The sequence below is a fragment of the Coprococcus aceti genome (assembly GCF_025567285.1).
GTDB lineage: Bacteria > Bacillota > Clostridia > Lachnospirales > Lachnospiraceae > Coprococcus > Coprococcus aceti.
In genome coordinates this window covers 344,893-359,591 of the sequence record NZ_JAOQJT010000001.1, presented here as the reverse complement: position 1 = coordinate 359,591, position 14,699 = coordinate 344,893, and the positions used below count along the sequence as shown (strand labels likewise).

12 protein-coding genes, 1 pseudogene and 1 other annotated feature are annotated in these 14,699 nt (G+C 41.8%); of the genes and pseudogenes, 4 read left to right on the top strand and 9 right to left on the bottom strand.

Annotation, left to right across the window (positions count from 1 at the left end; genetic code table 11):
* Positions 1–2 precede the first annotated feature (2 nt).
* The 9 genes and pseudogenes from OCV54_RS01630 to OCV54_RS01590 form a co-directional block, all read right to left on the bottom strand.
* A complete protein-coding gene (locus tag OCV54_RS01630; RefSeq protein ID WP_055222399.1) occupies positions 3–2,768 on the bottom strand; it encodes an FtsX-like permease family protein in 2,766 nt (921 codons plus the stop codon).
* Positions 2,769–2,936: 168 nt separating this feature from the next.
* Positions 2,937–4,151 (bottom strand): aminotransferase class I/II-fold pyridoxal phosphate-dependent enzyme, encoded by a 1,215-nt coding sequence (locus OCV54_RS01625; RefSeq protein WP_055146066.1) that lies wholly within the window; start codon positions 4,149–4,151, stop codon positions 2,937–2,939.
* Positions 4,152–4,331: 180 nt separating this feature from the next.
* Positions 4,332–4,573: a binding site (T-box leader), on the bottom strand.
* Between the two features lie 47 nt (positions 4,574–4,620).
* Positions 4,621–5,754, bottom strand: coding sequence for an alpha/beta hydrolase (locus OCV54_RS01620; protein WP_055222398.1), 1,134 nt, complete (start codon positions 5,752–5,754; stop codon positions 4,621–4,623).
* Between the two features lie 16 nt (positions 5,755–5,770).
* Positions 5,771–6,663: pseudogene (locus OCV54_RS01615) on the bottom strand (Fic family protein).
* Between the two features lie 142 nt (positions 6,664–6,805).
* Entirely contained in the window at positions 6,806–7,426 is a 621-nt protein-coding gene (locus OCV54_RS01610) for a flavin reductase (protein ID WP_022217425.1), read from the bottom strand.
* A 137-nt stretch (positions 7,427–7,563) separates the two neighbouring features.
* Positions 7,564–9,237, bottom strand: a complete 1,674-nt coding sequence (locus OCV54_RS01605; RefSeq protein ID WP_022217424.1) for a hypothetical protein — start codon at positions 9,235–9,237, stop codon at positions 7,564–7,566.
* A 207-nt stretch (positions 9,238–9,444) separates the two neighbouring features.
* A complete protein-coding gene (locus OCV54_RS01600) occupies positions 9,445–10,092 on the bottom strand; it encodes an alpha/beta hydrolase (RefSeq protein ID WP_055222397.1) in 648 nt (215 codons plus the stop codon).
* 262 nt (positions 10,093–10,354) lie between these two features.
* Positions 10,355–11,026: a hypothetical protein gene (locus OCV54_RS01595; RefSeq protein WP_055222396.1), complete on the bottom strand. Its 672-nt coding sequence runs from the start codon at positions 11,024–11,026 to the stop codon at positions 10,355–10,357.
* Positions 11,027–11,041: 15 nt separating this feature from the next.
* Positions 11,042–11,206, bottom strand: a complete 165-nt coding sequence (locus OCV54_RS01590) for a helix-turn-helix domain-containing protein (RefSeq protein ID WP_118649502.1) — start codon at positions 11,204–11,206, stop codon at positions 11,042–11,044.
* Positions 11,207–11,329: 123 nt separating this feature from the next.
* Between OCV54_RS01590 and OCV54_RS01585 the strand changes: the two genes are divergently transcribed.
* The 4 genes from OCV54_RS01585 (at position 11,330) to OCV54_RS01570 (ending at position 14,685) form a co-directional block, all read left to right on the top strand.
* Positions 11,330–11,488, top strand: a complete 159-nt coding sequence (locus tag OCV54_RS01585; protein WP_055222395.1) for a CopG family antitoxin — start codon at positions 11,330–11,332, stop codon at positions 11,486–11,488.
* A 255-nt stretch (positions 11,489–11,743) separates the two neighbouring features.
* Positions 11,744–12,646: an RpnC/YadD family protein gene (locus OCV54_RS01580; RefSeq protein WP_055222394.1), complete on the top strand. Its 903-nt coding sequence runs from the start codon at positions 11,744–11,746 to the stop codon at positions 12,644–12,646.
* Positions 12,647–12,792: 146 nt separating this feature from the next.
* A complete protein-coding gene (locus OCV54_RS01575; RefSeq protein ID WP_055222393.1) occupies positions 12,793–13,188 on the top strand; it encodes a GntR family transcriptional regulator in 396 nt (131 codons plus the stop codon).
* A gap of 21 nt (positions 13,189–13,209) precedes the next feature.
* Positions 13,210–14,685 carry a PH domain-containing protein gene (locus OCV54_RS01570; RefSeq protein WP_055222392.1) on the top strand — a complete coding sequence of 492 codons (1,476 nt, stop codon included), beginning with the start codon at positions 13,210–13,212 and terminating at the stop codon, positions 14,683–14,685.
* Positions 14,686–14,699: the final 14 nt, after the last annotated feature.

Sequence of the window (14,699 nt, the reverse complement as noted above, 5' to 3'; positions counted from 1 at the left end):
CCTTACTCTTTTTCAGCCAGATCATCAATTATCTCTTCCGATTTCTTCCTATGAATGACCAGCACCGTAATAATCGTCGAAATCACAACAAGGAATGTTCCTATCAATATCAATGCTCTTCCCACAGGGACAACAAATATCTCGCTGTCAAATAAAAATACATGCTGGAGTCTCGTTACCTCTTTTATAACATCTGCATCTACATTCCATAAATCTGTCTCCGGCCAGTTGAACATGTTTAGCGCCTGTTCGTACTTGTAGCGCAAAAGCCATCTCATACCATACACCATACCGGATCCGACAGCACATGATACCAGGGCATTTCTTATGTTATGCCATACAAACGTCATGTTCCATGAGCGCTTCTCCATTCCAAGTGCCCGCATGATCGCCACGTTCCGCCTGCCATTCTGGTAACGCATGGTGACAAGTCCCCAATATCCCCATGCCGCCATGATAAGAAGAATAAAGAACAGGCATATGGTACTCGCATACTGTGATATATATGCCTCACGATACTCCTTATCACACTCATCTATCGTCCGTATCCTGAGTTCCATTGAAGAGTCCAATATATCAGCAAACCTGGATACAACTTTATCAATATCTCCCCTGTTGCTTAGAGATATATATGTAACGTCATAACATGTCTTAAACATCCCAATACTGACTGCTGTGTCCTGTGAGGCCACTATTGCATATCCATACTGTGAAGCTCTGCCAAGACCTGCGTACAATACCGGATCGCTCTCCTTTGTGGTCTCTGGAATCACGATTATCGCATCCACGATTTCAACAGTCTCCTTGTATTCACCTTTTCCGTTCACAGTCATTGTATGCATTACATCGCCTATCTTATATGGCGACTCCGCAGTCATTCCGTCATATTCATATTCAACACACGCCACACCATTTTCATGGGTACCTATTGCCCCCTCTTTTACATATTTATCCAGCTTTCTCATTCCGTTATCATCCAGCCATATCGCCGGAACGTTGAAATAAAATCTGTCATCCGCACGATAGAATTCGTCTGCGTCTTCCGGAAACTGGACCTCAGCCTGCCACAATCCATCCGGAATGTTCTCGTCATTTCTATCATAAAATATATCATAGCCATCATTTGTGGAGAAACTCTCTATTGACTTTACTTCATTCATATCCGCAATGCTCTTGCGCCCATCCTCAGTAAGTCCTGTATCCGTAAGCAATACTCCACCAGTAATCCCTGACCCCTGATCATAGAGGCATATATCTACATCACTGGTTTCCATATCCAATTGTCCATATGTATAATATGTGTCTCTGTCCAGATCATCATTGTGAAAATATCCTTTCCCCTTGCCGTCCATAGAGCAGAATGCGTAGCACATAACCGCCGCAAACAGGATCAAGGCAACAGACAACATCTGCATTATATTTGCAAATGGAATACCGGAAACCACCGACTTGATTCTCCCGAATGATCTCACACGATCTCTTCTTATAAGCCTTCTTCTTGATTTTATATGAAGATATATATAAAAAAGTAAATATCCAAGGGTAAATGTACCTGTTGCACACACAACAGAGATTACAAACGGATTTTCCGTAATCTGCTGTACACACCACTCCACTGTATAACCGCGCAATTTAGGCAACCCCAGAAAACGACTTTGAATCTCAAGTATGACTTCATATACAGTGATTCCAACGACTCCGCCGCATACCACTCCAGAAACCAACAGGATTCCCCATTCCAATATATGTATCCAAGCCACTTTCATCCGGCTGGCTCCTATATCTCTCACGATATCCAGGGATTTCTGTCTCTCGCTCATAACAGTTATCATCACGCCAAACAGGGATATAGCCGACAAGATCACAGCAATGACACTGAAATATAGTATCCCCTGGACAGAGTCCGACAGATAACTTTCGCTGTTGAGCTTCTCGTTTCCAAGGGTAATGTTGCAGATATCTTCTGCAGCCGATCTGCTGCGGCCGGATCTTGGCCATATTCCAGTTTTGTCATAATAATCCTGCGCAAACTCTTCCATAGCGCTCTCCGACTGCTCTGTTATCTCGTCATCACCATACAGGGAGACAGCAGTATATACGAATGTACTCTCGTCCAAATCACAGTCATCCCGCCATAGATATATAGTTGGCATCTGTACTTCCGAAAGGTCTGATCCCCAGTCTACTCTGTTCTCCTTAAGATCTCTTCTGCTGTCTGTACACAATACACCTGTGATAGTAAACGTAATCTGTCCCACATGCCTACCCGTTCTCACCAGATATGTATCATCCAATTCGTAACTGTCAAATGTTACTTCCTTTCCAACATATGAGTCGGGATCAACAGTAAAAAACATATCCTCCAACACATAATCGTACACTGCTGCCTCCCCGGTTTTTTCAGGGAATCTTCCCGACGAAAGCTTTACATACTCAAGCTCCTCTGCCGTATCGTCAATATATGTACCATATGTATACTGTGTTTTGTCATTTCCCAGCTTTCCACATATAGCCGTACGCCCGATCATGCTGACCCTTTTGTCTTGTGACATCTCCTCATATGCATCACTGCCAAGATTGCTATACAGGTAAAATGTCTTACTACTTCCCCGCAGCTTGTCATCATACTGCCGTCTACATTCTGTTCTCTCCATCAAAAGTGCAATCAACAGGAAAGCCGTTAATATCACTATCGAGGTAAGCATGCTCGCAAACTGCTTTTTATGATATCTCCAGTATTTTGTTATCAGAAATAAGTTTGTTTTCATATGTCCCCCCTATCTTAAATTATCCCCCATGTTGTCCCTGCTTTTATAATAAACTTATATACATATATTCCGCAATATATGGGAATCTTAAATCTTCTTCAAAAAAATAACAGGAGCCCTACATATGAGACTCCTGTTATTTGACATTTTATATTAGTGCCTGATATTTTACTGGTGATAATAACTCAGGAAATCAGCCAGCTTTGCTGTTGCTGCCTTGAGTATCTCCATATTCGGAAGATATACTATTCTGAAGTGATCCGGATCCTTCCAGTTAAATCCCGTTCCACATGTGACGAGGATGTGCTTATCCCTCAAAAGATCAAGAGCGAACTGTTCATCATTTGTGATGTTGAACTTCTCCTTGTCAAGTTTCGGGAATATGTAGAACGCTGCCTCCGGCTTAACCACACTTATTCCCGGTATATCGCAGAGTGCTTTGTATATATACTCCCTTTGATCATAGATCCTTCCTCCCGGCAAGAGCAGCTCATCTGCACTCTGATATCCGCCAAGGCAGGTCTGAACTATACTCTGAGCAGGAACATTCGAGCAAAGTCTCATGGATGACAGGAGGTTAAGTCCCTCTATGTATCCCTTCACATTGCTCTTGTTTCCGCACAGACACATCCAGCCAACTCTGTAACCTGCAACTCGGTGTGACTTACTCAGTCCGTTAAAACTTATCGTGAAAAGGTCAGGTGCCAGTGAAGCCAGAGCCACATGCTCTTTATCATCCATGACGAGCCTGTCATATATCTCATCGGCAAAAAGGATAAGTTCATTCTCCCTTGCAACCTGAACTATCTGCTCAAGAACCTCCTTTGGATAGAGAGCTCCTGTAGGGTTGTTAGGGTTGATGACTACGATTCCTTTTGTTCTTGAGGTTATTTTCTTCTTGATATCTTCTATATCCGGATACCAGTTGGACTGCTCATCACAAAGATAATGAACCGCTGTTCCTCCTGCCAGGTTAACAGAAGCCGTCCACAACGGATAGTCAGGCATCGGGACAAGTATCTCATCTCCCGAATCAAGCAGTCCCTGCATGGACATGGTGATAAGTTCGCTGACTCCATTTCCTGTATATATGTCATCGATTCCCACATTTGGAATATTCTTCAGCTGGCAATACTGCATGATCGCCTTTCTTGCAGAAAAAAGTCCCTTTGAATCCGAATATCCCTCGGTATCTCTGAGGTTATATGCCATATCCCTTACAACTTCATCAGGTGCCATAAGTCCGTGCGGTGCAGGATTTCCTATGTTCAGTTTAAGGACATTTACCCCTTCAGCCACCATTCTGTTTGCCTCGTCCATAACAGGACCTCTTATGTCGTAACACACATTGTCAAGCTTTGATGATTTTTCGAATTTTCTCATGATACACACTCCTTTATATCTCTTGATCCCTTGTTGTCTGTGTTTGCTGATTGTTGGTTTTAACTTGCGTTTTCTTCGAGATTACTCCGCATCTGCCGATGCCCGCGAGCAAGCTCGCGCATCGCAGCCGCTTGTCACCCTGAAAACGCAAAATAAAAGCCCTAAGCATACTTATAATATGCTTAGGGCGAACTTTCTTGTCCGTGTTACCACCTAAATTCAGGAACTTATTCCTGCTCTCAGCCGACAGCCATCACTATCGTTGTTCCTATAACGTGGAACCTTCCGTTGACCACTACCCGGAAAACTTTCGCGGTCACAGCTCGGGGACTGCTTCCTTAAGGTGTCCTATAGGCTCGCACCAAACGCCTACTCTCTGAAGTGACAGTGACTTAAGTACTCCTTCCTGTCTTTGCCTTTATCTGATTTTTAGGATAGCATTCTGATGTCGTGTTGTCAAACAGTTTTTTTATTTCATAAATGCACACTCATCCTCGTTACAGAGTATTCCCTCTGGATTGTACATATTCATATGGAATATATGGCCGCTGTCAGGATTGTTCTGTCCATACGCTTTTGTGATATGTGCAACTCCAACTTTGTTCAGCACCTCATCCACCGCTTTTGTATGTGATGCCAGATCATCATTTACACTGTACATGAGGTACGCCTCCGGGAAATCAGTATTTATATAATCAAGCTGATCCATAAACAACTTATACTGTTCCTCCGTCACAGCATATGCCTGGCTTATTTTCTTACTTTCACATTTTTCAGCTTTGTCGTGTGAACTTGTTTTTCCGTCACTATTCTGATCATCATCCACATCATTTCTCAGATACCATGCGGATATATTGTCATTTCTCTCTGCCATCTTGTATGCACCACAGTTAAGGCATACCTTCTTAGGCAGTAGATCATATGTGAAGAAATCAAGCTTTGCCCTGTAATCGCTGTTTGATGCTATGATGCAATAATTTGCCGTGAGCTGTGCCCCCGCCGAGTCACCGACCATATAGAAATTATCCATGTCTATTCCAAGTGTCTGCGCATTCTCATGGATATACCGAATGAGATACGCCACATCCTCTATGGCCGCAGGATATTTGTTCTGCGGTGACAATCTATAGTTAAAGTTCACCACCACGTACCCGTGCTCCGCAAGAAGGCAGCAATAGTGGCTGTACAGTTCCTTGTCACCATAGAACCAACCTCCGCCATGCACGCTCACTATCACCGGATATTTTCTGTTTTCATCTGTCATATACGATATTGGAACGCAGATATCCATGTAGCTGTTGGATGTATAGCTTGCAGAATCCACGTCTGCGGCATCCCCGGAATCGGCAAAGAATATAATGTTCCTCTCTACACCTTTGTCCCATGTTTCAATCAGCTCATTGAAACGGACCTCATCAAGCTCCTTTTTGTAATCCAGATTCTTTATCTGTACAACATTTGCCGGATATTCAAGCCCTCTGTCTCTCGCCGCATCACTTGCTTTCCAGGCGTGGCGCATATTTACCCATGCCGGAAGATTCTTCTCCACCGCACCGCGGCTGAATATCTCTGCTACGTTCTTCATCATTCTTTCTCTGTCCATAATTTCCTCCATTATTTTAATCTCTGTGCTGTATCCTGAAATAGTCCAGGTACTTTTTAAACTTATCCTGCGCAGTAAGGCAGGTATCCAGCAGATATCCTCTTTCTCTATTCCATTCTGAAAGTCCTCTATAATAATACCATTTGAGATCTTCATCTATGATAAATGGAATTATATCATATTTCAGACACTCCTTGAACAATATCAGCCTGCCAACCCTGCCATTGCCATCTTGAAACGGATGAATACTTTCAAATTCATGGTGAAAATCCAGAATATCATCTAGTGTCTTTTCATTGAGCTTGCGGTATCTTGCAAGGAGATTTTTCATTTTCTCTGGAACTTCTTCCGGCAAAGCCGTATCATGACCGCCCACCTCATTCGGAACTTTCTTGTAATCTCCCACCGCAAACCATTCTTTTCGTGAGTCCTGAGTTCCATTCTTGAGAATCAAATGCAATTCCTTTATCATTTTCTCACTTAATAAGTTCTTTGCATCATCGATCACCAGATCTATACACCTGAAATGATTGGTCGTCTCGACTATATCGTCAACATTTATCGCCTGATCACTCACGCCTATAGTATTTGTCTCATATATATACCGTGTCTGATCATGACTGAGCCTGCTGCCCTCTATATGATTGGAATTGTAAGTGAGATCCACCTGTATCTTATGATAAATGCCACCTTTAATTCCATTTTTTTCTCTTCTCTCAGCACAGTCAGCAGATCCCGGTTCTCTTCTCCCGCAGATTGACGCATTGGTTTCTGCGCAGAATCCGGTATATTCCACGTCTTTCCCGTCAGAAAAGCCCCAGGAATCTTATCATGAGCGCAGTAATTTCTAACGGTTCGTTCTGACACATTCCATTTTTTTGCAGTCTCTGCAACTGAAATATAACCCATGAAAATCCCTCCTTTTACGCAATGGGCTTTTATCATCTGCACAGTGTTTTGTATATAGATAGTATATGCCGTTACCGGCAAGAAATCAACTTTTTCAAGATTTGAAGCCGTTCATTTCTTGCCGATAACGGCATATCTTACATTACTCATATATAGGTTCAAAGTCGTCTGCTCCGTGTCCACACAGAGGACATACATAATCTGCCGGGAGCTCACTTCCTTCATATACATAGTTACATATCTTGCAGCGCCATCCCACTATCTTCTTATCTGTCTTAGGAGGTTTGTCTGCCTTTGGCTTTACATGTGCCTGATAATCAGCATATGTGAGAGGCGCCTTGTCTGACAATGTCTTTGCGTCTACCACCTCCGCGATGAACAACGTGTGTGTTCCAAGGTCATGACGCTCAACCACCCTGCCACTGATGACCGCGCAGGCATACCAGCCCATGTATGGGATTCCGTTGATATCCTCCGGCATCTTTATTCCTTCGAATTTGTCCACGTCTCTTCCCGACTGGAAACCGAAGTGCTTTATCGAGTCAAATGTACACTGCTCGTCAAGTACACTAAGGGCAAACACACCACTCTCCTTGAGCAGATCACATGTGTAATTCGTGTTGAGAACCGATATCGCAACCCGCGTTGGATTGTTCGCCACCTGTATACAGGTGTTGATGATGCAGCCATTTGCCTTGTCGCCCAGCTTTGTGGACAACATGAAAATCCCGTATGATAAACTGTAGATCGCCTTTTTATCCATGATAATAACCTCCTTGTCAATCATAATTAATCAGTTATATAGATTTATTCTCAATAAGATATTTCTATAATACCACATTATCATGCAAAAAGCTCCCCCTGTTTATCACAGGGAGAGCTTTTATTTAGTGAATAAATCTATCTCTCAACAGATATTATGTCATTTATGCCGTTGTCTGATTCCTGATAAAATACTTTTATTTTATCCCCGCTCTGTATAAATATCAGTTCCTCGTTCTCTGAGAAATCCTGCTTGTATACATTGCCATTTTCATCCGTGATATACACATATGTCGTCTCATCCATGTTGATATATTTGATATCAGCTACCGTGATCTGTCTGTTTGGTATATCGTCCGTCATGCTCTGCGTACTCTTAAGTCCGTTCTCTGCCAGCAGCTTGTTGTATGCCGCAAGTGCGTCCTTCTGGGTAGTGCCTGTAGCTACAATATTGTACTTCTCCACATCGACAAGTGCATACATCTTTACCAGGCCACCGTTGTCCTTTAAGACCATGATGTAGGTTGGTATTCCGCTGATATTGATGAGTGATGGGAAGGATGCCTTATAACCAAGATGCTGTACCTGTCCCTCTGCCGATGACATGGCTGAGTATTCCTCTGCACCTGCCACCTTATAATATTTGCTCTCTCCTGTCCGGAGATTCATCAGAGCAAATCCTATGTTGGACTCGTCACCATTTACCGATGTGACACCTGTATATACCCACACATCGCCGTCCATAACCTTGTAACCATAATCATCCGTAGTCCTCTTGCAGCCCTTATTGCCAAATACGCTGTTCCAGTAGCCGCCTGAGAGTTCGCCGTACCAGTCGTATTTCTGGCACACCAGGTCGCCATCATATACACGGTCCACCCAGTGTGGAACATCACTGACTTCATGATACTCTGTATCGCCCGTACACGGATCGCATATAACCACGCCCTTTACATCCTTTGCACCGAAGAGTCCTGCATGCGACTCAAGAACCGGACAGATGTAATATGGATTGCCATCGTCACTGAGCTCCAGATAGAAACCTTCAAATATATATGTCGGATAAGCCATCTGGACATGTCTGTACAGGTTCTTGTTGAAATACGCTGAAGGTGAATACACTATAGGCTTTTCAGTCTGTATATAGTGTGCCTCATTCTTTACCGGATCGACAAGAACATAACCCGGGATTCCGTTCTTCCTGTTGTTCATATATTTGATGAAGCCCGCATAATTGAGTGCTGCGACTTTCATCGGCGCGCCATTATAATCTATAGTGCTGTAATTGCCGCTGACCTCGTACTGGCTGACCACATCCGAGAGTGAACCGACGGCTCTCTCACCTATGATCCTCGCTGTGCTTGTATCCATCAGCGCAATGTCATTTATCTGCCTGCTCTCCGGGATATCTGTCTGGAAATCTCCATCCTCTATATTGATGAGACTTGCATACTTTGATGCACAAAACAGTTTGGATGACGCCGCCACCATAATGAGTCCGACCGCTATCATTATTACTACTATCCATGCTGCCGGTTTCGTTGCTTTCGTTGCGACACTTCTGGTATCATTACTCTCCACCGTGAAATCAAGCGTACAAAAGCCAACAAGCGCAACTGAAATGACCATCCATACCCAGAAACTTGTACTCTGTATATTGATCGCCGGTGTTGCCGCATAATAGTATATAAGCTCTCCCACAACAAGCACTGCAAATGCTATCGCATTCCATTTGCCGAGCCTTCCTGGGGGCTTTGCAAATATCTCCTTTGCTGCTCCTGTGCTTTTCTTTTTCTTTGTCTGTTTACCCATGTTGCCCTTCTTTCCAGCTTACCACGATCTGATTTTTCGCTGCATATACTTACCGGATCGTGTCTGCCATTAATCTATCTACTCCATATGTCTGCCCCATATATTATCATCTATTCCGATAAAAATATATATCTATCCGGTATATGTTATGCCTCGTATCGTTCTGCCAGTGAACGATTGTATATATGTGCTCTCCTGTGCTTTTTGTTATCCTTTTGCCTTCTCTATCCACTTCACAGCCTTCGCCAGCCTCTTCCCGGAATCGGCAAAATGCCCACCTGGATTTATCTCATATATCACATCGTTGTCCTTCTTCAGCAGGTCGCAAATCTCCTTTGTCCGATCCGCAACAGTTGACATCAGCCTGTCGGATGTCCGCGATTCCTTGCCGCCGAGGCTGATGTATATTTGTTTATTCGCTAGTGTTGGCTGGCTGTTTACATATTCCACAAATCCCGGATACCACATTGAACCTGAACATGTGGCACACCCGGCAAATATATCAGTCTGATACATTGCCCAAAGTGCAAAAAGCCCGGCAAGCGAATATCCCATAATATAAAGAGGTCTGTTCGCCCGGCTTTGAATATCCAACTGCGGTATGACCTGATGTTCTATATAATCCAGTGTCCGTCCCGCCTCTCCGGCAAATGATCCATCGACCTCATCCGATCTCCACGGTGAGAGATCCCTGTTCCAGTCATCTATCTGTATCGCAACAAGTGTAAACAGTTCTTCTCCCACCAGTTCTCTGATAGAATCCGCTGTGTGCTCCAGTTCATCTCCCCTGTGTGGGTACATGACCCAGAGGATGATCGGACCATTTTCCGAAGATATAAGTGTGTGTACCTGCATGTTTTTCATCTCCTATAGTGTGTCGGCTATCTTCTGGACTTCCTCCACTGATATGTTCAGTTTCTCATTTGTTTCCGTTAGCCTGAGCCTATTCAAATCTCTCATCCTGCGTCAATACGCTCATGAGTTTTAACACCTCGTCCTTATCTGTACAAATATCACATCAAGACCAATAATGCAATTGAAAACGATATGAATCGAAAATAACCCACTTGCTCAATTGAATTTCACAAGTGGGTTATGCATAACTTTAAATGATATTTTATTCTAAATCAAAAGATAAATCTGACTCATATCCCTGACATTTCGACCTAAATTCCTCAACCTTATTTCCTGCATCATCATAATTACCTGTTGGACTTAAACAGAACTCATAGAAACTGTTTGCCTCAACATAGTATTCTTTTAATTTTGAATAATATGACGCTGACTCTGGTATATTCTTTATACTGTTCTTTGCATCATCCAGCATCTTACTTATATCATCATATGTTCCATCGTTTTTACGACACTCTATATAACAATTAACAACATTTGAAAATGAGTCTACTCTTACACGATATAATCCATCAAATCCTTGCCTAACCTCAAAAAAGTTATTTTTGTTATTTATATCAATAAATGTTTGAGTATCTACCCCTAACTTGGCACATAAATCATTTATGAATACCTCCCCATTTCCCTCACCATCATCAGCATCATAAATACCATAATACCAAACAGTTATAATACCATCTGCCACATCGGTACTCTTTTCTACAGCATCATTCAACTCTTTATACACAGTTTTTGCTTCATCCTTATTTTCTTGTACTGTAGCCTGAGTAGCGGATTTTGCATCATTACCGCTATTGCTACCTCCACATCCGACTACCCCCACTGCCATACATAAGGTAGCCATAATTATACATTGCTTTTTTATAAATCTTCTCATTTGTGATTCCTCCTATTATTTTTCTTTAAATGGATTCGGGTAATTAACCGGTATATGATATGGTGAACCCTTTTTGTCCTGAGTTATCCGTGGATCATTTGTATTTCTACAAAAGTCTTGAACTCGTCTTTGGGTTACTCCCCATAATTCTGCTGCAACTTTGGTTCCCATTTCAGACATATTCTCCCCTCCTTAAAAGTATATTATTTTCGCTTTCGTTTTATCCTACCTTATCATACTTTATCCTACTTTTCAATATAAAGTACACCTCAATGCTATATTACAAAAAAGGCAGGTGATTGAATGAAACCATTAAAGAATAAAGTAAGTATTACTCTCGATGAAGATCTAGTAGAAAGAATAAAACAACTGGCCGAAAATGATGACAGATCTTTCAGCCAATATATAAATCTGGTATTAAAAGATTATGTAAACAAAGTTGATGCGACCCATCCAAAATAAATGTTTTTAGTTATAAAATGGCTGATACTCACATCATCAGCCTTTTTGTAACTGCATTTCTATTTTTCTCAAATAGTATTTCTTTCAAAAACCATTTTACCAAATGTAAAATCACCCCCATTTTTCCTCGATAATTCCACTCTGAGCGTCATTTTTGCGCTTTATAAGCGCATTTGCCTAAATCTATTGACTTCCTGTTTTTATTGCTATAAAGTGTGCCTACCGGCCGGAACAATCTTACACAGGAGGAAGTATATGCCTAAAAATAACAATGACTACGATGATATTTTCAAGACTCTAAAATACAATCACAAGCGTCTGTTTATATCACTGATCAACAAAGCATTTAACAAATCATATCCATTGAATATTGTTCCAACAATCTTACCTACTGACAGTTATATCGAAAACCCAGATACTGACAAAATCGAGGAACGTGAATCCGATCTATTGATGAGTATTTGTGGTGATACCTACCTGATTGAATGCCAGAGCTATGAAGATGGCACCATGGCGATCAGAATTGCCGAATATGCTTTTCTGTCTGCTCGGAATAATGCCGTTTGGGAAAACGGAAGGGTTATTCTAAATATGCCTGCATATGTAGTTGTATATATTAAGAGCAGTGAACATACTCCTTTATATACAGAGATCTCATTGAAATTTCCAAATGGGGAATCCGTAAATTATGATTGTAAAAATATCTTGCTAAAGGACATTTCCAAGGAAGACATGATTTCTGATAGACTGTTTCCTTATATTCCATTTTACATAACGAGATATGAGAATGAAATCTGCAATAAGGGCAATATCGATTCTGCATTATCTGATCTGTTATATTTTAGAACCGAACTTACAAAACTTTACCAGAATAATGAATTGTCACCGGAAGAACTTTTGGATATAATGAATTATATAAACAGGATCATTAAACATATTGCGGATGGCAATGAATATGAGGAAAGGATGGTGAGTATCATGGGTGGTACAGTGGAAGAAACCCCATCTCAAAAACTCAAAAGACTGGAAGATGAGAAAAATATACTCAGTCTTTTTTCAAATGGAGCAGATTTTGAATTGATCAGAAAGTCTTTTTCCGAAAAAATCATTTCAAATGAACGATTATTGGAACTGCAAAAATCAGCTACACAAAAATAAAATTTCACAAGATATAAGGATCATCTGTGGGTAATCAACTTGCTCACGGATGATTTTTATTTATACGGCGATTTCTCATAGTTGACTTATCGCGGAATCTGTATTATATATTATAATACAGGTAATACAAGAAGGAGGGCCACCACATGATCATAGAGCTTGACATGAGTAGTGACACACCCATATACGTACAGCTGCGCAATCAGATAGTAAAGGGAATCGGCAAAGGCGAGATACAGCCAGGCGAAAAGCTTCCCACTGTAAGACAGCTTGCGGCGGATGCCGGCGTGAACACAATGACTGTGAATAAGACATACCAGATACTAAAAAATGAGGGATATATCAGAACTGACAGAAGGCTTGGAGCATTTGTATCAGAAAATATCAATATGAACGCCGAGTTCCGTGACAAGCTGGAGTCAGAGTTGGAACTTCTGTCCGCCGAGGCAAGCATAACCGGGATGAACCGGGAAGATTTTCTCAAGTTATGCGATGAAGTATATTCCAAAATGAAGTCTTCTCCAATCCAAATATCCACTTAAATTACTAGAAAGGAGCAACATATGAGCATAGCATTATTTATCATCTTCCTGTTTATGAACTTCTTCATACTGCTCATAATGAAGTTCGTATATACAAGTAATTATTCGTATACCGAGGGAATGCTCCTGGGTGTCCACATTCCAAAGGAACACATTGAAGACGAAACCATCCTGAATATTGTTGCTGCTGCCAGACGTAAGATGAACCGGATTATCTGGATAAATCTCATCCTTGGAACAGCCCTGTGCTTTGTCGTATTCTGGGAGATCATTATATTCATACTGGCATACACTGTCTGGATGATCGCATTCTGTTTCCTTATAACATATGCAAACAACTCTGCGCACAGGAAAATGTATGCCCTAAAGATGAAAAATGACTGGGTGGTCCCTGATCAAAGAAGAAAACGTTACATTGATACAAATGTGTCAACCCAGATCGGCAAAAGTGAGATCAGTTTCAATTATCATGGAATAATAATCCTTGTAGAGCTCATTTGCCTAGTACCATTTGCGATAGGGAAAAGTGCGGTCATATCAACCACAATGATAATAATGGGACTCTGCTCCGTCCTGATGTCACTTACATCCATGATATTCCACATATATGTAAACCGACACGAGCGAACTGTGTACAGCTCGGATACCCAGCTCAACCAGACCGTCAATAGAACCATGAAGATATACAAGGGACTTGCAATGCTGATTCTTTCGGCAACAAATGCTGTCGCATGGGTATATATCACTATTGACACCCTGATTCATTGCATATCATCAGCCAGTAAGTCCCGGCAAATTTCGCTTTCTGATATCCTAAATTTCAAGGGTGCGCTTGTAGATGTCTCGCTGTGCAGCTCCGCACTCTATGTCTATATATTTGTCCAGACTCTTGCTGCCATCGGATTGTTTGCACCTCTCCTCATGGCACAAAGCAGAAAACGTGAACTCTTGACCGCCGACACCCAGCCTCTCTACGTGGATGACGACGAATACTGGAAAACCGGATATTACTACAATCCTTCCGACCCGCATGTGCTGGTTCAGAACAGATTGCAAAGTGGAAATTATACATTTAACTATGCCACCAGGAGCGCAAAGATTTTTACAGGACTTACATATATCCTTATCACCGCCTGCATTGTCTGGACGATAGGCGTGCTTGTGCCATTCATAAACGTGCATATTGACACTCATCTTGACTCCAACAAACTCACTGTGTCTGCTGCCATATACTCATCGGAGATATATTTTGATGACATCGAGGAGGTTCAGCTTCTGGATGAACTGCCAGACGATGATTTTGTCCGTATCAACGGAGGTGCCACCGATGAATACCTGATCGGCCATTTCAAGAGCAGCACCTACGGCAAATGTGAGCTGTATGTATACGCAGACAGTTATCCCATCATCATGATAAAGACAAGGGATGAAGTGATATTTATGAACACCAGGGATTCTGATGATACTTATTCTATCTTCGAATCCATACATTCATGAGATAACGCCAAAAC